Raw genomic sequence first — 20,212 nt, forward strand, 5'->3', positions numbered from 1 at the left:
GTCGATGATTCGCTCGCTGCCGCTCGCTCATGGGGTTCCCTCCTTGGAGAAGCAGGTACGCACCGAGCCGAGCCCGGAGATGCGCGCCTCGTACGCGGCGCCGGGTGTGACCGGCACCATCGGGCCGAGCGCGCCGGAGAGCACCACGTCACCGGCCTTCAGCGGGTCGCCCGCCCGGGCCATGGTCGCGGCCAGCCACTGCAACGCGTGCAGCGGATTGCCGAGGCAGGCCGCGCCCGCGCCGACCGAGACCGGCTCACCGGCGTGCTCCAGCACCATGCCGCACAGCCGCAGGTCCACGTCGGCGAGCCGCCGGGGCGCGGTGCCGAGCACGAACAGTCCGCTGGAGGCGTTGTCAGCGACCGTGTCCACGATGGAGATGTCCCAGTCGGCGATCCGCGAGTCGACGATCTCGATGGCCGGCAGCACGTGGTCCACCGCCCGGATCAGGTCGACCGTGGTGACCCGCTCGTCCGGCAGGTCCGCGCCGAGCACGAAGGCGATCTCCGCCTCCACCCGTGGCTGGAGCAGCCGGCCGATCGGCACCTCGACGCCGTCACCGACGGCCATGTCGTCGAACAGCACCCCGAAGTCGGGCTGGAAGACGCCGAAGCTCTCCTGCACCGTCCGCGACGTCAGGCCGATCTTCGCGCCGACGCGGCGGTGCCCCTTGCCCAGCCGTTGCCGGGTGTAGACCTGCTGCACCTGGTACGCGGCCTCGATGTCGCCCTCGGGCAGCAGCCGGCCGCGCAGCGGCGGGCACGGCTTCCCCTCCTGCCGGGCCACAGCCAGTTCCCGGTTGGCGGCCTCGATGTCCACGGTCATGGCGGCTCCTCGCTTACGTCGCTGGGGATTCCGGCCATTCTGCCCACCGCGCGGGCCCGCGCCAGTCCGCGCGCTCACGTCAGGTCCACGCAGACGTTCGTCAGCTCGGAGTAGAAGTCGAGCGAGTGCACGCCACCCTCGCGGCCCACTCCCGACGCCTTCACCCCGCCGAACGGGGTGCGCAGGTCGCGCAGGAACCAGGTGTTCACCCAGACGATGCCGGCGTCGAGCCGGGCGCCGGCCCGGTGCGCCCGACCGACGTCCCGCGTCCACACCGTCGCCGCCAGGCCGTAGGCGGTGCCGTTGGCCAGCGCGAACGCCTCGTCCTCGTCGTCGAACGGCGCGACGTGCACCACCGGGCCGAAGATCTCCTCCTGGTTGGTGCGGGCGTCCGCCCGGAGGCCGGTGAGCACCGTCGGCTGCACGTACGCCCCGCCGTCGCGGGCGTCCCCGAAGCGCGGCGCGCCGCCGCCGGCGCGCACCTCGGCGCCCTCGGTACGGGCCAGCGCGTAGTGGCCGAGCACCTTGTCCCGGTGGCCGTGCGAGATCAGCGGCATGTTCGCCGTCGCCTCGTCGTCCGGCCAGCCGTACGCCAGCTCGCCGGCGCGCTCGGCCAGCCGCGCGGTGAACTCCTCGAACACCGGCCGCTGCACGTAGATGCGCTCGGTGCACAGGCACACCTGGCCGCCGTTGGTGAAGCTGGACCGCACCGAACCGGCGACCGCCGCGTCCAGGTCGGCGTCGGCGAACACCAGGCCGGCGTTCTTGCCGCCCAGCTCGAAGCTGACCGCCTTCACCCCGTCGGCGGCGGCGCGCATGATCGCGCTGCCGGTCGCCGACTCGCCGGTGAACGTGATCGCGTCCACGCCCGGGTGCCGGGTCAGGTGCTCGCCGGCCGAGCCGGGGCCGAAGCCGTGCACCAGGTTGAACACGCCGTCCGGCACGCCCGCCGCGGCCATCACCTCGGCCAGCAGCGTGGCGGAGGCGGGGGTCTCCTCACTGGGCTTGACCACCACGGCGTTGCCGCAGGCCAGGGCCGGGGCGACCTTCCAGGTGAGCAGCAGCAGCGGCAGGTTCCACGGCACGATGACAGCGACCACGCCGACCGGCTTGCGGACCGCATAGTTCAGCGCCCGGCCCCCGGCCGGGGTGACTGTGGTGAACGACTCGGTGGGCGCGGTGGCCACGATCTCGGCGAACGCCCGGAAGTTGGCAGCGCCGCGCGGGATGTCGAGCGTACGGGCCTGCGAGATGGCCTTGCCGGTGTCGGCGACCTCGGCGGCGACCAGGTCGTCGAAGCGCCGTTCCAGCTCGTCGGCGACCCGGCGCAGCACCTCGGCGCGTTCCCGCTCCCCCATCCGGCCCCACGGGCCACGCAGCGCCGCCCGCGCCGCGGCGACCGCGTCGTCCACTGTCGACCGCGACGCCTCGACCACCTCGAACACCGGCTCGCCGGTGACCGGGCTGCGCTTGGTGAACCGGGAACCGGAGTCGGCGAACTCGCCGCCGACGAAGTTGCGCAGCAGGCCGGGGCCGTGCGGTGCGTGGCCGGTCATCAGCCGGGGATCCCAGAGCGTCATCCCCGCCTCCCCAGCACCGCGCGGACACCACCGGCCAGCAGCGCGACCGCGCCGGCCGCTACCGCGCCGACAACCGCGTACTGCGCGCGCACCCGGCGGCGCACCTGCGCGTACGGCGTGGTGGAGAAGGAGACCAGCTCGTACTGGGAGACGTAGCGGCCCGGCAGCACGCGTTCCAGCGCGTGCTCGACCTGCTTGCGGGTGCGGAACACCGGCGAGGCGACCTTGTCCCGCATCTCCACGAAGTTCGCCAGCGCCATCCGGGCGATCGCCTCGGCGTCGTCCTGGCGGCGGTGCTGGAACAGCGGCAGCGCGGCGGCCCACTCGTCGTCGCACTCGTCCAGGCAGCGGTCCAGCTCGACCACGTCCTCGAACGCGCAGTTCGCGCCCTGGCCGTAGAACGGCACGATGGCGTGCGCGGCGTCGCCGATCAGGCCGACCTTGCCGGCCACCTGCCACGGCGTGCAGCGCACAGTGCCGAGCACGCCGACCGGGTTGTGCTGGTAGTCGTCGACCAGGTTCGGCGCGAGCGGAACCAGGTCCGGGTAGTGGGTGGCGAAGAACCGCTCGATCGCCGCCGGGCTGCTCAGCGACGCGAAGCTGCGGGTGCCGTGGGTGGGCCAGAACAGCGTGCAGGTGAAGGAGCGGTCCGGGTTCGGCAGCGCGATCATCATCGAGGTGCCGCGCGGCCAGATGTGCAGCGCGCCCGGGTCGAGCGCGAACTCCCCGCCCAGCGGCGGGATGGTCAGCTCCTTGTAGCCGTAGTCGAGGAAGTCGAGGCTTTCGGTCAGGCCGCCGTACGCGAGCAGTTGCCCGCGCACCGCGGAGCCGGCGCCGTCGGCGCCGAGGACGACCGAGGCGGTGGCGGTGACCTTGCCCTGCGGGGTCTCGAACGTCATCTCGCCGCCGAGCGGGTCGAGCCCGACCAGCCGGTGGTCGAACGCGACGCGCACGTTCGGCAGCGCGGCGGCGGCGTCGAGCAGCGCGTTGTTCAGCGCGCCCCGGCTGATCGAGTTGATCGCCCGGTCCCCGGAGCCGCTGTAGGACTGGAACTCCGGCTCGCCCTCGACCGGGTGGATCATGCGGCCGCGCATCGGCAGCGCGTCCGCCATCACCTCGTCCTCCAGGCCGATGCGGCGCAGCGCGTCCAGGCCGCGCTCGGACAGCGCCAGGTTGATCGACCGGCCCCGCTCGACGGTGCCGGTACGCGGGTCGGGCCGCCGCTCGTAGAGGGCCACCGGGTAGCCGCGCCGGGCCAGGTAACAGGCCAGCAGGCAGCCGGCCAGCCCGGCACCGACCACAGCGATCTCGTCACGCTCCGTCATGCGCGGTACCTGCCTTCCGTTCGCGACTGCGGGGCTCGCAGAACCGGCTCACTCCTCGCGCTCACGACCCCTCCTTCTCAAACGTTGCCGCCAGCGCCTCGGCGACCCGCCAGCAGTCGTGGTACGTGGAGTACAGCGGCACCGGCGCGAACCGGACGATGTCCGGCTCCCGGGCGTCGGCGACCACGCCGTGCTCGTGCCGCAGCCGCTTGGTCAGCTCGTCGGCACTTCCCACCCAGCCACCTTCCGTTCGCGACTGCGGGGCTCGCAGAACCGGCTCACTCCTCGCGCTCACCCAGCCACCTTCCGTTCGCGACTGCGGGGCTCGCAGAACCGGCTCACTCCTCGCGCTCACCCAGCCACCTTCCGTTCGCGACTGCGGGGCTCGCAAACCCGGCTCACTCCTCGCGCTCACGCCGATCCGGACGGAGAGCTGACAACCCCGCCGGGCCGGGTCGCGCGGCGTGACAACGGTCAGCGGGCGGCCGGGCGTCACCTCGTCGAGCAGCTGCTCCAGCCAGGCGGTGAGCCGTAGGCTGCGCTCGCGCAGCGCGGGCATGCCGACGGAGTCGAACAGCTCCAGCGACGTGCGCACCGGGCCCATCGCGAAGATCGGCGGGTTGGAGATCTGCCACGCCTCGACCGTGGCCGGCGGCCGGGACACCGGTGTCATCTCGAACCGGGTGGCCGCCTCGGTGCTCCACCAGCCCTCGAACCGCGGGATCGACGGGTCGCCGAGGTGCCGCTCGTGGACGAAGACGCCGCCCAGCGCGCCGGGGCCGGAGTTGAGGTACTTGTACGAGCACCAGGCGGCGAAGTCGACGTCCCAGTCGTGCAGCGCCAGCGGCACGTTGCCGGCGGCGTGCGCCAGGTCCCAGCCGACCACCGCGCCCGCGGCCCGTCCGGCGGCGGTGATGGCGGGGATGTCCATCAGCTCACCGGTCAGGTAGTTCACGCCGCCGAGCATCAGCAGCGCCACCGTGTGGCCCTCGCGGGCCAGGAAGTCCAGCACGTCCTCGGTGCCGAGCGTGTCCGAGCCGGGACGCGGCTTGAGGCGTACCACCGTGGTGTCCGGGTCCAGGCCGTGGAAGCGGGCCTGGCTGCGCACCGCGTAGCTGTCCGAGGGGAACGCGCTGTCCTCGATGACGATCCGGGTCCGCTCGCCCGCCGGCCGGTAGAAGCTGACCATCAGCAGGTGCAGGTTCACGGTGAGGGAGTTCATCACCACTGTCTCCGCGGGCAGCGCGCCGACCAGGCGGGCGGCCGGCGCGGTCAGCAGCTCGTGGTACGGCAGCCAGGGCCGCTCCGACTCCAGGTGCCCCTCGACGCCGAGGCGACTCCAGGCGTCCAGGTCGGCGAGGAGTTCGTCCCGGGTGGCCCGCGGCTGGAGACCGAGCGAGTTGCCGGCCAGGTACGCGGTGTCGGGGTAGCGCCCGCCGTCGGCGGGTGGGATGTGGAACAGGTGCCGGTGGCCGGGGTCGGCGGCGTCGCGCCGGAGGGCTTCGCTCTCGGGGGTGTGCATGCTGTTCTCTCTCGTCACATCGCGGTGCGGGACAACCACAGCTCCGGGAAGACCACCCGGGACATGCTGCGCTGCAACCATGCCAGTCCGGCGGAACCACCGCTGCCGACCTTGGCGCCCATGGTGCGCTGGACGGCCTTCACGTGGTTCCAGCGCCAGTCGCCGAACTCCTCGGCGATCTCGGTCAGCGCGTCGCCGAGCAGGCGCAGGTGGTTGTCCGGGCCGCTGTCGCCGTAGATCCGGACCCACGCCGCCTCGACCGCGGGGTGCGCCTCGTGCTCGGCGTCCACGTCCCGCGACAGCAGCTCGGCCGGCACGTCGAAGCCCTTGCGGGCGAGCAGCGCCACCACCTCGTCCCAGAGGCTCGGGGTGGCGAGCGCGGCGGTCAGCTCGTCGTACACGTCGGTCTGCCGGCGGAACGGGCGGATCAGCGCCCGGTCGCGCAGGCCGAGCAGGAACTCCAGCTGGCGGTACATGGCGGACTGGAAGCCGGAGCCCTCGCCGAGCCGGTCACGGAAGCGGTTGAAGTCGGCCGGGCTCATCCAGCGCAGGCCGTGCCAGGCGGCGTTGAGGCCCTCCAGGTGCAGGGCGGCGCGGCGCAGCGGGGCCAGCGCCTCCCAGATCCGGTCCTCGCGCAGCTCGCGCTTGGCGTGCCGCAGTTCGTGGCAGGTCAGGCCGAAGTACAGCTCCATGATCTGGCTGACCATCAGGAAGGACATCTCGCCCGGGTCGTCGCTGAGCGGCTCCTGGAGCCGGTGCAGCGTGCTGGCCCGCACGTACGCGTCGTACGGCACGCGGTCGGCGAACTCCAGCGTCGGCTCGCCGCCGTTGCGTGCCGCCCGAGCCGCCCGTTCCTGGGGGGTTACCGGACGCACCGCCGTCGTCTGTTCCACAGTCGTTCTCCGTCCGTGCGCGGGGTAGAAGTCATGATCCCGCTGGTGGACGGCCGAATGGAATGCCTGTTCAACGGCGGTATGGTGGTCGCACTTCGCGAACCGAAACCATCTCGCGTCGCTGTCTTTACGGAAGGAAGGTCCGCGCGTGGACGACATGGACTGGGCGCTGCTGCGCGAGCTCCAGGCCGACGCCCGGCTCTCGTACAGCGAGTTGTCCCGCCGGGTCCACCTGTCGCCGCCCGCTGTCGCCGAGCGGGTACGGCGGCTGGAGGAAGCCGGAGTGATCACCGGCTACCACGCCCACGTCGACCTCACCCGGGCCGGGCGCACGGTGCTCGCACTGATCCGGATGTCCTGCTACGGCGCGCGCTGCATCCTCAACGACCCCGACGTCGCGGGCTGGCCGGAGATCATGGAGATCCACCGGATCACCGGGGACGCGTGCAGCATGCTCAAGGTCGCCGCCACGAACATGGGCGAGTTCGAGGAGGTCATCGACCGTCTCGCGCCGTACGGGCAGCCGTCCAGCACGATGGTGCTGTCCACCCCGCTGGCCTGGCACCCGGTGGTCAAGGCGCCCCGTTAGCTTCCCCCGCCCTCCGGGAAAGCAGGCGCCGCTGCCCGTCAGCGGTCCGGCGCACCGTCGCGCCGGGAGGGGGGAACCATGCGAGGGCTCCTGTCACATCGTGCGTTGTCGTCCCTGTTGGGCCTGTTCGGCCTGGTGGCGGCGTTCGTCCTGACCACCGCGCCGCCGGCCCGGGCCGGGGAGAGCGTGTTCATCGAGGTGACGCCGAACAGCGTCCAGGCCGGTTCCCGGGTCAGTCTGCGGGCCGGCTGCGACAACAGCAACAACCGCCAGGCTCAGGTCACCTCGGACGCCTTCGGGCGGGTGACGCTGCGGCCGGACAACGGCTTCCTCACCGGCTCGGTCACCGTGCCGGGCAACAAGGCGCCGGGCGACTACCCGGTGAACCTGGACTGCTCCAACGGCAACACCGCCTCGACCATGCTCACCGTGCTCAACATGGCGCAGCCGAGCAAGGGCCCGGCGACCGGCGGCGGTGGCACCGCGGGCAGCCGGGGCACCGGCTCGCTGCTGCTCGTCGGCGGCCTGGTCGCGGTGGCGGTGGTGGCCGGTGTGAGCGCCCGCCGCAAGCCCGGCGGCCGCGTCTGACGAGAGGTGCCGCAATGGCCCGCTCATCGCGCCGCCGGGACCGTACCGGCCCGGCGGCGGACCGCACCCGCCACGCCGCCGCCCGTCCCGGCCGCCGGTCGCCGGAGCGCGCCGGCCGGCTCCGGGCCGCGCTGCGGCTGACGTCCCGGGCCGCGCGCCGGTTCGCCCACGTCGCCGGGCACGCGTTCTCGGCCAGCGTCGCCACCGCCGACCCGCAGTCCCGGCCGGTCAAGGCCCGCGCCGGCAGGACCACCACCCGCCGGTACGCCCCGAGCCGCGGCCCGGGTGTCCCGGTGCTCGTGGTGGCGAGCGTGATGGCGCTGATCGTGGCCATGCTCGGCGTGGAACGGGTGACCGGCGTCAGCGTGCTGCCGGACCGGATCGTCGCCGGCCTGCGCCCGCCGCCGAAGAAGTTCCCGGTGCTGCCGGCCAGCCCGCCGACTGACCTGAGCATCGGCAAGCTGAACCTGCGCGCGCCGGTGCACCGGGTCGGCATCGCGCCGGACGGCAGCATCGCGGTGCCGGACGTGGAGCGGGCCGGCGAGGTCGGCTGGTACGACCAGGGCCCCACCCCCGGTCAGTACGGCCCGGCGGTGCTCGTCGGGCACGTCGACACCACGACCGGTCCGGCCGTCTTCCACGGGCTGAAGGAACTGGACGACGGCGACCGGATCGAGGTGACCCGCGAGGACCGGTCGGTGGCGGTGTTCGAGGTGACGTCGATCGAGCGGTACGGCAAGGAGAAGCTGCCGGTGGAGGACGTCTACGGCGACTTCAGCCGGCCCAACCTGCGGCTGATCACGTGCGGCGGGCGCTGGGTGGGCGGCGAGACCGGGTACGCGGACAACCTGGTCGTCTACGCCTCGCTGGTCAAGGCGCGCTGAGCGGGCCGGTCAGGCCGCCTCGGGCTCCGGCTCGCGCAGGTCGAGCCAGTCCGCCCAGCGCGGGTCGGGGGCGCGGTGCCCGAGCACCCGCCAGGCGGCTCCTTTGGGCGCGGCCGGCAGGTGGTGCAGCCGCCAGCCCAGCTCGGCCGGCGTCTTGTCGCCTTTGGTGTGGTTGCACCGCGCGCACGCGGCGACCACGTTCTCCCAGGCGTGCCGGCCGCCCCGGCTACGCGGGAAGACGTGGTCGATGGTCTCGGCCGGCCCCCGGCAGTACGCGCACCGCCACCCGTCGCGGGCGAACACGGCCCGCCGGGACAACCCGACGTGGGTGCGGTACGGCACCCGGACGTAGCGGGTCAGGCGCACCACCGAGGGCACCGGTAACGCGTTGCGCGCGCTGTGCAGGATGCCCTCGCCGTCGGCGACGCAGATCGCCTTGGCGCTGAGGACGAGGATCGCGGCACGACGCACCGACACGACGCACAGGGGCTCGTAGGTGGCGTTGAGAACGAGTGCACCGGAGCCCGCAGTGGGTCGTATGTCAGGCATCGCGCTCACCCTCCCGGTCCAGTCGCTCCCGCCTCGTCTGCGCCGGAACCGCCCCGCGGACAGCGCGGAACGGCTCCGACGCCGGCCGGATCACCGACGTCCGTTGCGCCAATAGTCCCTGATCGCGCCCCGGATTGCACGTACTAATCCGGGCTACCCCCTCCGGTAGCGACACTTCGCCGAGGTGGCGGTGTCCGCCGCCGGTCGCCGGTGCGGTACGAAGGCAGGGTGAACGTCTCCGACCTGATCTCCGCCCTGCTGTCGGCCTTCTCCGACCGGCGCCCGGACTGCCAGGGCAGCAGTTCCTGCGAGTTCCTGTACCGGCTCACCGGTTCCGCCTGGTTCGCCGAGAGCAGCTACTGGATCCTGCTGAAGCCGCTACGGGTCGCGTTGATCCTGCTGATCGCGGTGGCCGCCCGGTGGGCACTGCACCGGACCATCAACCGGCTGGTGCGGACCACCACCGACGGCGCGGTACCGACCATGCTCCGTCCGCTGCGCGAGCGGATCCCCAGCGCCGCGGCCGATCCGGACCAGTTCGTGCCGGAGCGGCGGCGGCAGCGGGCCGAGGCGATCGGGTCGGTGCTGCGCAGCATGGTCACCGCGTTCGTCTTCGGCATCGCGCTGCTGATGGTGCTCAAGGAGTTCAGCTTCGACCTGGCCCCGCTGCTGGCCAGCGCGGGCATCGCCGGCGTGGCGCTCGGTTTCGGCGCGCAGAGCCTGGTGAAGGACCTGATCGCCGGCCTGTTCATGTTGATAGAGGACCAGTACGGCGTCGGCGACACAGTCGACCTGGGCGAGGCCACCGGCGTGGTCGAGGCGGTGGGGCTGCGGGTCACCACGGTCCGGGACGGCCGCGGCGTGCTCTGGTACATCCGCAACGGCGAGATCGTCCGCGTCGGGAACAAGAGCCAGGGCTGGGCGCTGGTAGTGGTCGACCTGCCGATCGGGTTCGCCGGCACCGAGGAGGCCACCGCCGTGCTGCGTACCGCGGCGGCGTCGGTGGCGCTGGACCCGGAGCTGGCGCCGAGCATCGTGGAGCAGCCGGAGGTCCTGGGCGTCGAGCAGATGACAGTCGACGGCGCGGTGATCCGTACCGTCGTCAAGACCACCGCGGACGGGCAGTTCGCGGTCGGCCGTGAGCTGCGCCGACGCCTCGCGGAGGCGCTGGAGAACTCCGGGATCGTCGCGCAGATCGCGGCCGCACGGCTGTTCCCGGGCCTGCCGGTCCAGCCGCCGGCACCGCCCGCCGCCGAGGGTACGGGCACCGGCGGACCCACCTGAGCCGCAGGACGAGCCGGACGATTTCCGGGGTTCCGCACCGCGCGGCCCCTCGGGTATCGTCCGTTCGTTCAGTCGGAGATGCGACGATCAATCCGTTCGCCCTAGCCAGTTGTCAGACGATCGGGCAGAATCCGGTGCACACGCTCCACCGGGGGGCGTGCTCGTGTCCTCGCTGATCGATCGATCTGACGACGGTTCCCGGTCGGGCCATCACAAGTGGTCGACCAGGAACGATGGAGGCGACGGTGTCCGACGCGCGACCCGCCCGGGAGGCCCCGGCCACCTTTCGGGACGTCTTCGGTCAGTCGGAGTTCCGCGCCATCTTCGCCGCCAACACCCTCTCCTGGGTGGGTGACTACCTGGCCCGCGCCGCGGTCACAGTGCTCGTGCTGCGCGAGACCGATTCGGTCGCGCTCTCCGCCGCCGCGTTCGCCGCCAGCTACCTTCCCTGGCTGGTCGGCGGCCCCCTGCTCTCCGCGCTCGCCGAGCGGCACCACTACCGGCGCGTCATGGTGGTCTGCGACCTCCTCCGGATGGCGCTGATGGCGCTGGTCGCGATGCCCTGGATGCCGACCTGGTCGGTCTTCGCGCTGATCTTCCTGGCCACGCTCGCGAACCCGCCGAGCCAGGCGGCGCGGTCGGCGCTCATGCCGCACATCCTGACCGGGGACCGGCTGGTCGTGGGCCTGTCCGCGTTCACCAGCGCCGGCCAGGCCGCCCAGGTCGTCGGCTACCTGATCGGCGCCACAGTGGCGGCGCTCAACCCGAACACCGCGCTGCTCGTCAACGCGGTGACCTTCGCCGTGTCGGCCGCGCTGGTCCGCTTCGGCGTCCGCGAGCGGCCACCGGCGATGACCGAGGTGCACCGCAGCCACCTGCTGCGGGAGACCGTCCAGGGCTTCCAGATCGTCTTCGAGCGGCCGGTGCTGCGCGCCATCGCGGTGCTGGTGTTCAGCGCGATGCTCTTCTCGATCGTCCCCGAGGGACTGGCGGCGGGCTGGGCCGCCGACCGGACCGACGACCGGATGGACGCCGGCACCGCCCAAGGGCTGATCATGGCCGCCGTCCCGGTCGGTTACATCCTCGGCGGGCTGACCATCAGCCGGCTCGTCGGCCCGGACCGGCGGCTGACGCTGATCCGACCATTGATGATCATCGCACCGGCGACGCTCGTACCCGCTCTGTTCAACCCGCCGCCGACTGTGGTGGCGCTGATGGCCGCCGGGTGCGGCTTCGCCGTCGCCGGGCTCGTCCCGGTCGCCAACGGCCTGTTCGTGCAGGCGCTGCCGGACGGCTTCCGGGCCCGGGCGTTCGGCGTCATGGCCAGCGGCACACAGATCATCCAGGGCGCCGCGGTGCTGGCCACGGGCGCGCTCGCCGAGCGCTTCTCGGTGCCGTCGGTGGTCGGCGTGTGGAGCGCCGCGGGGGTGCTGATCATGGCGGTGGCGGCGCTCGCCTGGCCCCGGCCGCAGGTGATCCACGAGGCCATCGAGGCCGCCCGCGCCGAGTCCTCGGCTGCCGCCGGGCCCGCACACGCGCACTCGCGTGGCCCCACGCCGGGTGACCGGAACCGCGAGCCCGGCCGGCACCGGCACGCGGTGACGTGATCCGCGCCGCCCGGCGGGCGGGCGCGGGTGCCGGGTCGCACCTGGCAGGATGGAAGCGTGACTTCCCCAGGCGAGTCGATGACCCTCTTCGAGGCGATCGGCGGTGAACCGGCCTTCCGCAAGCTGGTGGACGAGTTCTACGCCGGTGTCGCCGACGACCCGCTGCTGCGGCCGATGTACCCGGAGGAGGACCTGGGCCCGGCGGCGGACCGGCTGACCCTGTTCCTCATCCAGTACTGGGGTGGCCCGCACACCTACTCCGAGCAGCGCGGCCACCCGCGGCTGCGGATGCGGCACGCCCCGTTCCGGATCGGCGCGGCCGAGCGGGACGCCTGGCTGCGCCACATGCGCCGGGCGGTGGACACGCTCGACCTGCCGCCGCAGCTCGCCGCCGCGCTCTGGGACTACCTGGAGCGGGCCGCCTACTTCATGGTGAACGTGATGGAGGATCCGGCCGCGGGCTGAGCCCGGCTCAGAGCAGGGCGCCCTCGTCGTGCAGCCAGTCGACGAACGTGACGGCGACCGCGGCACCGCAGTCGAGCATCTCGACGAGCAGCGCGTCGTGGGCGCCGGCGCCGAGCGGCACCTGCAACTCGGCGTAGATCGGGAGCTGACCGCGCTCGGTCGGGTCACCGATGTACGCCTTGCAGAAGCGCCGGGTGTGGTTCCACTCGTTCACGACGCGGTAGGCCCGGTCGGCCCAGTCCGGCGGGACCGTCGCGTGCGGGCGGGCCCGCATCACCAGGATCTCGTCCTCCGGCCCCTCCAGCGCGACGAGCACGGCGTGCCGCTCCCACATGGCCAGCAGGTTGCCGTCGCCGTCGGCCAGATAGCGGACGTCGAGCAGGTCGAGCGCGTCGCAGACCCGGCTCAGGGTGACCGGCGCGACGGTGGCCGGCATGTCCGCGAGGACCGGCCGCTCAGGTGGCGCCACGTCGTCCCCCGGCTGGCGAGGGGCCGGTGGGCCGACCCGGATGGTGTCATCCACTGTGGTCCCGCTTCGAGTCTCCGGCTCCTCGCCAGCGGCGGGACCAGGGCGCCATGACCACCACGACATCGCTCGCGCACCTCACTCCCCAGCGGATCCGGACGCCTACGGTGTGTTGGATCCGAGGATGGACGGTACCCGGACAGACGGCGTGAGGCATCCCCCCAACGACCGCCCCAAACCGGAAGGACGACACGGGGTCATCCGTTCGGATGACCTACCGTCGGCCTGAGTGCAAGATCGGCGACGGTCCGCGACCAGGCCGCCCCGAACGGTCCGACGAGTCCGACCCATCGACCTGCCGTCCGCACCTGAACGTCGTCCGCGCCGTCGCCGAGGAAACCCATCCGGACTAAGGCCTGCACCAGCCGCTGCGACACCTCCACGGGTGTGCGCGGCGCCTCGTCCGGGGTCACCACAACGGCGACGTGGTCCAGCAGCGCGTCCCGCAGCACCCGTTGCCCGACCGCGCGGCCCGCCACGCCGTGCGTGGCCGCCTCGCGCAGCGTCCCGGCCGCCGCCTCCGCGATCCGGCGCAGCTCGGCGCCGGGCAGCGCCTCCACCGCCCGGCTCGCGGCCGGTGGGAGCTGCCACCGCCAGCCGTCGTCCCGGCGTACCGGAAGCGCGGCGCCTCCGGCGGAGAGTTCGGCCAGCAGCTCCCCCGCGGCGACCGTGACGTCCCCGGGAGCGGTGCCGGGCACGGTTCGGACCACGAGCACCCCCCACGGCAGACGCGCCCAGAGGGCGGTACGGCCCGCGCCCGGCACCGGCCGCAGCCGGACCACTGTGGCCGGGTCGAACCGGACCAGCCGGGCCAGGAAGGCCCCGGCGTCGGCCGCCCCGGTCAACCCGTGCCCGGTCATCCGCTCAGCCCCGGCGCGTAGCGGAGCAGGAACGCCCGCTCCTCCGGCGAGATCCGGCGCGGGCGCTGCGCCGTCAGGTCGAACGGCACCAGCAGCGACCGGGCGGTGCCGGCCAGCGTGTCGCCGTCGTACAGCTCGTACGCGACCGAGAAGGAGGCGGCCCTGATCTGGTCCACCCACAGCTCGATCCGCACCGTCGGGGCGGCCTCCGCGCTGGCCCGGCCGAGCGCGTAGTCGACCGGGCGCAGGTAGTCGACCTCGTGCCGGCGGATGACCACGCCGTCGGCGAACGAGCCCACTCCCCACGCCCGGCCGCCGGCGAACATCATCGCCACCCGGGCCTCCTCGTAGAGCGTGAGGAAGCGGGCGTTGTTGACGTGGCCGTACGCGTCCAGGTCGGACCAGCGCAGCGCGCAGTGGTAGACGAAGCGGTCAGTCACGGGTGAGCTTGCGGTAGGTCACCCGGTGCGGACGGGCCGCCTCGGCGCCGAGCCGGTCGACCTTGTTCTTCTCGTACGCCTCGAAGTTGCCCTCGAACCAGAACCACTTGGCCGGGTTCTGGTCGTCTCCCTCCCAGGCCAGGATGTGCGTGGCGACCCGGTCCAGGAACATCCGGTCGTGGGAGATGACCACGGCGCAGCCGGGGAACTCCAGCAGCGCGTTCTCCAGGCTGGACAGCGTCTCCACGTCCAGGTCGTTCGTCGGCTCGTCGAGCAGGATCACGTTGCCGCCGATCTTGAGCGTCAGCGCCAGGTTGAGCCGGTTGCGCTCGCCGCCGGAGAGCACCTTCGTCGGCTTCTGCTGGTCCGGCCCCTTGAAGCCGAACGCGGCGATGTACGCCCGGGACGGCATCTCGACCTTGCCCACCATGAGGTGGTCCAGCCCGTCGGAGACGACCTCCCAGACGGTCTTGTCGCCGTCGAGGCCCTGCCGGTTCTGGTCGACGTACGACAGCGAGACCGTCTCGCCGACCCGGACCGAGCCGCTGGTCGGCTGTTCCAGACCGACGATGGTCTTGAACAGCGTGGTCTTGCCGACGCCGTTCGGGCCGATGATGCCGACGATGCCGTTGCGGGGCAGCGAGAACGACAGGTCGTCGATCAGCACCCGGTCACCGAACGCCTTGGTGAGGTTCTGCGCCTCGATGACCGTGTTGCCCAGACGCGGGCCCGGCGGGATCTGGATCTCCTCGAAGTCCAGCTTCCGGGTCTTCTCCGCCTCGGCGGCCATCTCGTCGTACCGGTCGAGGCGGGCCTTGGACTTGGTCTGCCGCGCCTTGGCGTTCGAGCGGACCCACTCCAGTTCCTCGGAGAGGCGCTTCTTCATCTTGGCGTCGCGGCGTCCCTCGACGGAGAGCCGGGCGGCCTTCTTCTCCAGGTAGGTGGAGTAGTTGCCCTCGTACGGGTAGGCCCGGCCGCGGTCCAGCTCCAGGATCCAGTTGGCCACGTTGTCCAGGAAGTACCGGTCGTGGGTGATCGCCAGGACGGTGCCCGCGTACTTGGCCAGGTGCTGCTCCAGCCACTGCACGCTCTCCGCGTCCAGGTGGTTGGTGGGCTCGTCGAGCAGCAGCAGGTCCGGCGCCTCCAGCAGCAGCTTGCACAGCGCCACCCGGCGGCGCTCACCACCGGAGAGCGTGGTGACGTCGGCGTCCGGCGGCGGGCAGCGCAGCGCGTCCATGGCCAGTTCGAGCTTGGAGTCGATGTCCCACGCGTCGGTGGCGTCCAGATCCTCCTGGAGCTTGCCCATCTCCTCCATCAGCTCGTCGGAGTAGTCGGTGGCCATCTGCTCGGCGATCTTGTTGAACCGCTCCAGCTTGGCCTTGGTCTCGGCGACCGCCTCCTCGACGTTGCCGAGGACCGTCTTCTCCTCGTTGAGCGGCGGCTCCTGCGCGAGCATGCCGACGGAGTAGCCGGGCATGAGCCGGGCCTCGCCGTTGCTCGGCCGGTCGAGCCCTGCCATGATCTTGAGGAGGCTGGACTTACCGGCGCCGTTCGGACCGACCACCCCGATCTTGACACCCGGCAGGAAGTTCAGCGTCACGTTGTCGAGCACGACCTTGTCGCCGTGCGCCTTGCGCGCCTTGTCCAGGACGTAGATGAACTGGGCCACGGTGCGGGCTACCTCCGTCGGTTGCGATCGCGGGCTTGTCGGGTGCGGGGCGCGGGCGTCGATCTCCGCCTGCCGCCGCCGGCCGGGAGCCGGCCGCGCGCACGCCGCCGTCAATCCTGACAGGTACGGACCGCCACGCCCACATCACCCCACCCCAGGGGTACGGCGGCGAGCCGCGTTGCCGACCCCGGTACTACTCATCGTCACCGAGAGCGTGCGGCAGCGGATGGCGGGAGAGCACACCCGCCGCCGTGGCGCACGACATGTGCATGTTCCTCGGCGGCTGGTCGCGCACGCTCCTGAGCATGGACCTCGCCCAGGCGGCGCTGGAGGCCGCACGGGCCACCACACCGATCATGAGCGACCGGCGGGAACTGCTCGGTCAGGTGCTGCCGAAGGAGTGGCCGAGCATCGACCTCCGGACCCGGGGTGTCGACAAGATCACGTAAAGGGTTCGGCGGTTCTGGGACGGGTAGGTGACTCCGGCACGGGGGATCAGACGCCGCAGCTACGCTCAGTACGCTCATCGCGGTGGACCCGTCAGTACCCGGAGGTGGCCGATCGTGACCGTCCGTAGCTCCTTTGTCGTAGTGGCCAACCGCCTACCGGTCGACGAGGTGAGCACACCCGAGGGGCGGCAGTGGCGGCGCAGCCCCGGCGGGCTGGTGACCGCGCTGCACCCGGTGCTGGCCGAGCACCAGGGCACCTGGGTGGGGTGGGCCGGCGGCACCGGCGCCGCGCCCGAGCCGTTCGACCTGGAGGGCATCCGGCTGCACCCGGTGCCGCTGAGCGCCGAGGAACTGGAGCGCTACTACGAGGGCCAGTCGAACGCGACGATCTGGCCGCTCTACCACGACGCGGTGGAGACGCCCGCCTACAAGCGGCGCTGGCGCGAGGCGTACCGGCTGGTGAACGCCCGGTTCGCGGAGGCCGCGGCGGACGTGGCCGCCGAGGGCGCGACGGTCTGGGTCCAGGACTACCAGCTCCAGCTCGTGCCGGCGATGCTCCGCGAGCTGCGGCCGGACCTGCGGATCGGCTTCTTCCTGCACATCCCGTTCCCGCCGATCGAGCTGTTCATGCAGATGCCGTTCCGCACCGAGATCCTCCGTGGACTGCTCGGCGCGGACCTGGTCGGCTTCCAGCAGCGGCTGGCGGCGCAGAACTTCGTCCGGCTGGCCCGGCACCTGCTCGGCCTGCGCTACGAGGGCCAGATGATCCAGGTCGACGGCCGGCAGGTGAAGGCCGGCGCGTTCCCCATCTCCATCGACACCAAGGAGATGGAGCGGCTGGCCGAGGACCCGGCGATCCAGGCCCGGGCCAAGCAGATCCGCGAGGAGCTGGGCAACCCGAAGACGATCATCCTGGGCGTCGACCGGCTCGACTACACCAAGGGCATCGAACTCCGGCTGAAGGCCTTCCGCGAACTCCTCGCTGACGGAAAGTTGACAGTTCCGGACGCGGTTATGGTGCAGGTCGCCACGCCCAGCCGCGAGCGCGTGGAGCACTACCAGGCACTTCGGGTGAAGGTGGAACGCGAGGTTGGCCGGATCAATGGTGAATTCGGCCGGGTCGGCGTGCCTGCCGTGCATTATCTGCATCAGTCGTACAGTCGCTCCGAACTGGCCGCGATGTACGTCGCGGCCGACGTGATGATGGTGACCCCGCTGCGAGACGGAATGAATCTGGTGGCCAAGGAGTACGTCGCATCGCGCGCCGACCAGGGCGGCGCGCTCGTGCTCAGTGAGTTCGCCGGCGCCGCGACAGAGCTGCGCCAGGCGTTCCTGTGTAATCCGCACGACCCGGACGCGGTGAAGGACGCGTTGCTGCGGGCCGTGCATGTCGAAAAGCCCGAAGCCCGCCGCCGGATGCGCGTCATGCAACGCCATCTGCGCAGCCACGACGTGGGCCACTGGGCCAAGTCGTTCCTCAGCGAGCTCGGCGTCCCCGATACGGAGGTTGCGTGACCTCGCCCGCCCCCGCCGCCGCCCACGGCGGCGTGCTGGATCCCGAACTGCGTGCCGCCATCGGCCGTATCGCCCGGGTTCCGCAACTCCTGGTCGCCTGCGACTACGACGGCACGCTGGCGCCGATCGTCGAGGACCCCAGCAAGGCGGTGCCGCTGCCCGAGTCGGTGGCGGCCGTACGCGCGCTCGCCGCGCTGCCGCAGACGAGCGTCGCCGTGGTCTCCGGCCGCGCGCTGCGCGACCTGGCCACGCTCTCCCGGCTGCCCAGCGAGGTGCACCTCGTCGGCAGCCACGGCTCGGAGTTCGACATCGGCTTCGTCGAGCGGCTCACCCCCGAGCTGATCGCGGTCCGGCACCGGCTCCGCGAGGCGCTGCGCGAGATCGCCGCCGAGCACCCGGGCGTCCGCCTGGAACGCAAGCCGGCCAGCGTCGCCGTGCACACCCGCGGTGTCGACCCGCACGTCGCCGCCCGGGCCGTCGAGGCGGTCCGCAACGGCCCCGCGACCTGGGAGGGCGTCACAGTCACCCAGGGCAAGGAGGTCATCGAGCTGTCGGTGGTGGTGACCAACAAGGGCACCGCCGTCGACCAGCTCCGTACCCAGCTCGCCGCGAGCGCGGTCCTGTTCATCGGCGACGACGTCACCGACGAGAACGCGTTCGGCAACCTGGCCGGCCCGGACGTCGGCATCAAGATCGGTCCCGGGGAGACCCGGGCCGACTACCGGGTGGCTGAGCCGATCGAGGCGGCCCGCGCGCTGGGGCTGCTGCTGGAGACGCGGCGGCACTGGCTGTTCGGCGAGCGGGCGGTGCCGATCGAGCGGCACTCGATGCTCGCCAACGGCCGTACCGTCGCGCTCGTCACGCCGGAAGCCAAGATCACCTGGCTGTGCCACCCGAAGCCGGACTCGGCGGCGATCTTCGCCGACCTGGTCGGCGGCAGCCCGGCCGGGCATTTCACAGTCGGCCCGGAGCGCGGCGGCATCCCGCTGGGCCAGCGCTACCGCAGCAACACGATGACGGTCGAGACCCGCTGGTCCGGCCTGACCGTGACCGACTGGCTCGACCTTCCGGTACGGGAGACCACGCCGGACGACCCGGCCGTGGTCAGCGGCGACTCGACACTGGTCCGGGTGCTCAGCGGCACCGGGCGGGCCCGGGTCGAGTTCGCGCCGCGCCCCGAGTTCGGTCAGGTGGCGGTGCAGCTCCAGCCGCTCGACGACGGCCTGCTGGTGCTCGGCTCCAACGAGCCGGTCGCGCTGCACTCCCCCGGCGTCGAGTGGGAGGTCACGAACGACGCCGGGTACGAGACCGCGAAGGCGGTGGTCGACCTGTCGGCGACCGGCGGCCAGGTGGTGCTGGAGCTGCGCTTCGGCACGCAGAGCCTGGAGCCGCACCGGCTGCCGGTGCACGAGCGGCAGGCCGCCGCCGAGCAGCCCTGGAAGGACTGGGTGGCCTCGCTGCGGCTGCCCGCCACCGCCCGGGACCTGGTCGCCCGCAGCGCGCTGACGCTGCGCGGCCTCTGCCACGAGCCGACCGGCTCGATCCTCGCCGCGGCCACCACGTCGCTCCCCGAGGAGCTGGGCGGTGTCCGCAACTGGGACTACCGCTACTGCTGGCTGCGGGACGCCGCGATGACCGCCCGCGCGCTCGTCGACCTCGGCTCCACCGAGGAGGCCGAGGGGCTGCTGCGCTGGATCGACGGCGTGGTCGAGCGCACCGGCGGCCACCCGGAGCGGCTGCACCCGCTCTACACGGTGGACGGCTTCGAACTGGGCGCCGAGGCGGTCATCGACACGCTGCCCGGCTACGCCGGCTCCCGGCCGGTACGGGTCGGCAACCTCGCCAACCACCAGCTCCAGCTCGACGTCTTCGGCCCGGTAGCGGACCTGATCGCAGCCGTGGCCGACGCCCGGGGCTCGATCCGCGACGACGAGTGGCGGGTGCTGGAGAACATGGTCGAGGCGGTACGCCGCCGCTGGCACGAGCCCGACCACGGCATCTGGGAGGCCCGCCTCCCCCCGCGGCACCACGTCTTCTCCAAGGTCATGCTCTGGATGACGGTGGACCGGGCGCTGCACGTCGTACGCCGGCACGGCGGCGAGGACCGGCCCGAGTGGGTCGAACTGCGCGACCGGATCGCCGCGAACGTGCTGGAGCACGGCTGGCACCCGGAGGCCGAGGCGTACAGCGTCGCCTACGGGTACGAGGAGATGGACGCCTCGTCGCTGTGGATCGGCATCTCCGGGCTGCTCGCCGGCGACGACCCGCGCTTCCTGTCCACCGTCCTCAAGATCGAGGCGGAGCTGCGCAGCGGTCCGGTCGTCTACCGGTACCACTGGGACGACGGCCTGCCCGGCCGGGAGGGCGGCTTCCACATCTGCACGTCGTGGCTGATCGAGGCGTACCTGCGCACCGGCCGCCGCAGCGATGCCGAGGAGCTGTTCACCCAGATGGTCGACACGGCCGGCCCGACCGGGCTGCTGCCGGAGCAGTACGACCCGCTGGCCGAGCGCGGGCTGGGCAACCACCCGCAGGCGTACAGCCACCTCGGCCTGATCCGCTGCGCCCTGCTGCTGGACAACATGCTCAAGCAGTGACCTGACCGAAGCGCCGCGACGGCGGCGGGCGACCTCCCGGTCCCC

The 20,212-nt window shown here is 72.3% G+C and carries 18 protein-coding genes and 1 pseudogene; 9 read left to right on the forward strand and 10 right to left on the reverse strand.

Translation table 11 applies throughout. The annotated features are described in order from the left end of the window. Positions 1-27: 27 nt before the first annotated feature. The 5 genes and pseudogenes from O7622_RS27310 to O7622_RS27330 all read right to left on the reverse strand — a co-directional run bounded on the left by O7622_RS27310 (position 28) and on the right by O7622_RS27330 (position 6,145). Complete coding sequence (locus O7622_RS27310) at positions 28-825, reverse strand: fumarylacetoacetate hydrolase family protein (protein ID WP_282310972.1); 798 nt, start codon at positions 823-825, stop codon at positions 28-30. Between the two features lie 74 nt (positions 826-899). Beyond that, on the reverse strand, positions 900-2,381 hold the full coding sequence (locus tag O7622_RS27315; protein WP_282314242.1) for a 2-hydroxymuconic semialdehyde dehydrogenase: 1,482 nt from the start codon (positions 2,379-2,381) through the stop codon (positions 900-902). 20 nt (positions 2,382-2,401) lie between these two features. Continuing rightward, positions 2,402-3,730, reverse strand: coding sequence for an NAD(P)/FAD-dependent oxidoreductase (locus tag O7622_RS27320; RefSeq protein WP_282310973.1), 1,329 nt, complete (start codon positions 3,728-3,730; stop codon positions 2,402-2,404). A 415-nt stretch (positions 3,731-4,145) separates the two neighbouring features. Further along, positions 4,146-5,252, reverse strand: a pseudogene (gene kynU, locus O7622_RS27325) (kynureninase); the annotation flags it as partial. A gap of 14 nt (positions 5,253-5,266) precedes the next feature. Continuing rightward, positions 5,267-6,145 carry a tryptophan 2,3-dioxygenase family protein gene (locus O7622_RS27330; protein ID WP_282310975.1) on the reverse strand — a complete coding sequence of 293 codons (879 nt, stop codon included), beginning with the start codon at positions 6,143-6,145 and terminating at the stop codon, positions 5,267-5,269. Between the two features lie 148 nt (positions 6,146-6,293). On the opposite strand from O7622_RS27330, the gene O7622_RS27335 reads away from it, so the two are divergent. The 3 genes from O7622_RS27335 to O7622_RS27345 all read left to right on the forward strand — a co-directional run bounded on the left by O7622_RS27335 (position 6,294) and on the right by O7622_RS27345 (position 8,206). Next, positions 6,294-6,734 carry an Lrp/AsnC family transcriptional regulator gene (locus tag O7622_RS27335; protein WP_013288068.1) on the forward strand — a complete coding sequence of 147 codons (441 nt, stop codon included), beginning with the start codon at positions 6,294-6,296 and terminating at the stop codon, positions 6,732-6,734. 78 nt (positions 6,735-6,812) lie between these two features. Continuing rightward, positions 6,813-7,322, forward strand: coding sequence for a hypothetical protein (locus O7622_RS27340; RefSeq protein WP_282310976.1), 510 nt, complete (start codon positions 6,813-6,815; stop codon positions 7,320-7,322). Between the two features lie 14 nt (positions 7,323-7,336). Further along, on the forward strand, positions 7,337-8,206 hold the full coding sequence (locus O7622_RS27345; protein WP_282310977.1) for a class F sortase: 870 nt from the start codon (positions 7,337-7,339) through the stop codon (positions 8,204-8,206). Positions 8,207-8,215: 9 nt separating this feature from the next. On the opposite strand, the gene O7622_RS27350 is transcribed toward O7622_RS27345, so the two are convergent. After that, positions 8,216-8,755, reverse strand: a complete 540-nt coding sequence (locus tag O7622_RS27350) for an HNH endonuclease (RefSeq protein WP_282310978.1) — start codon at positions 8,753-8,755, stop codon at positions 8,216-8,218. Between the two features lie 255 nt (positions 8,756-9,010). Between O7622_RS27350 and O7622_RS27355 the strand changes: the two genes are divergently transcribed. From O7622_RS27355 to O7622_RS27365, 3 genes are all read left to right on the forward strand, one after another. Continuing rightward, complete coding sequence (locus tag O7622_RS27355; RefSeq protein WP_282314243.1) at positions 9,011-10,039, forward strand: mechanosensitive ion channel family protein; 1,029 nt, start codon at positions 9,011-9,013, stop codon at positions 10,037-10,039. Between the two features lie 233 nt (positions 10,040-10,272). Continuing rightward, positions 10,273-11,646, forward strand: a complete 1,374-nt coding sequence (locus O7622_RS27360) for an MFS transporter (protein ID WP_282310979.1) — start codon at positions 10,273-10,275, stop codon at positions 11,644-11,646. A gap of 78 nt (positions 11,647-11,724) precedes the next feature. Further along, complete coding sequence (locus tag O7622_RS27365; RefSeq protein WP_091046104.1) at positions 11,725-12,111, forward strand: globin; 387 nt, start codon at positions 11,725-11,727, stop codon at positions 12,109-12,111. A gap of 7 nt (positions 12,112-12,118) precedes the next feature. On the opposite strand, the gene O7622_RS27370 is transcribed toward O7622_RS27365, so the two are convergent. The 4 genes from O7622_RS27370 to ettA all read right to left on the reverse strand — a co-directional run bounded on the left by O7622_RS27370 (position 12,119) and on the right by ettA (position 15,606). Continuing rightward, complete coding sequence (locus O7622_RS27370) at positions 12,119-12,703, reverse strand: YbjN domain-containing protein (RefSeq protein WP_282310980.1); 585 nt, start codon at positions 12,701-12,703, stop codon at positions 12,119-12,121. Between the two features lie 131 nt (positions 12,704-12,834). Continuing rightward, entirely contained in the window at positions 12,835-13,497 is a 663-nt protein-coding gene (locus O7622_RS27375) for a hypothetical protein (protein WP_282310981.1), read from the reverse strand. Continuing rightward, positions 13,494-13,937, reverse strand: coding sequence for a thioesterase family protein (locus O7622_RS27380; protein WP_135241665.1), 444 nt, complete (start codon positions 13,935-13,937; stop codon positions 13,494-13,496). The genes O7622_RS27375 and O7622_RS27380 overlap by 4 nt, the downstream gene beginning before the upstream one ends. Beyond that, the gene (ettA, locus tag O7622_RS27385) at positions 13,930-15,606 is read right to left on the reverse strand and encodes an energy-dependent translational throttle protein EttA (RefSeq protein WP_282310982.1); all 1,677 of its coding nucleotides are present in this window, start codon (positions 15,604-15,606) and stop codon (positions 13,930-13,932) included. Before ettA ends, O7622_RS27380 begins: the two co-directional genes overlap by 8 nt. A gap of 251 nt (positions 15,607-15,857) precedes the next feature. Between ettA and O7622_RS27390 the strand changes: the two genes are divergently transcribed. The 3 genes from O7622_RS27390 to otsB all read left to right on the forward strand — a co-directional run bounded on the left by O7622_RS27390 (position 15,858) and on the right by otsB (position 20,167). Continuing rightward, positions 15,858-16,055: a hypothetical protein gene (locus O7622_RS27390; protein WP_282310983.1), complete on the forward strand. Its 198-nt coding sequence runs from the start codon at positions 15,858-15,860 to the stop codon at positions 16,053-16,055. Between the two features lie 114 nt (positions 16,056-16,169). Next, complete coding sequence (locus tag O7622_RS27395; RefSeq protein WP_282310984.1) at positions 16,170-17,570, forward strand: trehalose-6-phosphate synthase; 1,401 nt, start codon at positions 16,170-16,172, stop codon at positions 17,568-17,570. Beyond that, positions 17,567-20,167, forward strand: coding sequence for a trehalose-phosphatase (gene otsB, locus O7622_RS27400; protein ID WP_282310985.1), 2,601 nt, complete (start codon positions 17,567-17,569; stop codon positions 20,165-20,167). The genes O7622_RS27395 and otsB overlap by 4 nt, the downstream gene beginning before the upstream one ends. Positions 20,168-20,212 lie beyond the last annotated feature (45 nt).

The sequence above is a fragment of the Micromonospora sp. WMMD1076 genome (genome assembly GCF_029581475.1).
Taxonomy (GTDB): Bacteria; Actinomycetota; Actinomycetes; order Mycobacteriales; family Micromonosporaceae; genus Micromonospora; species Micromonospora aurantiaca.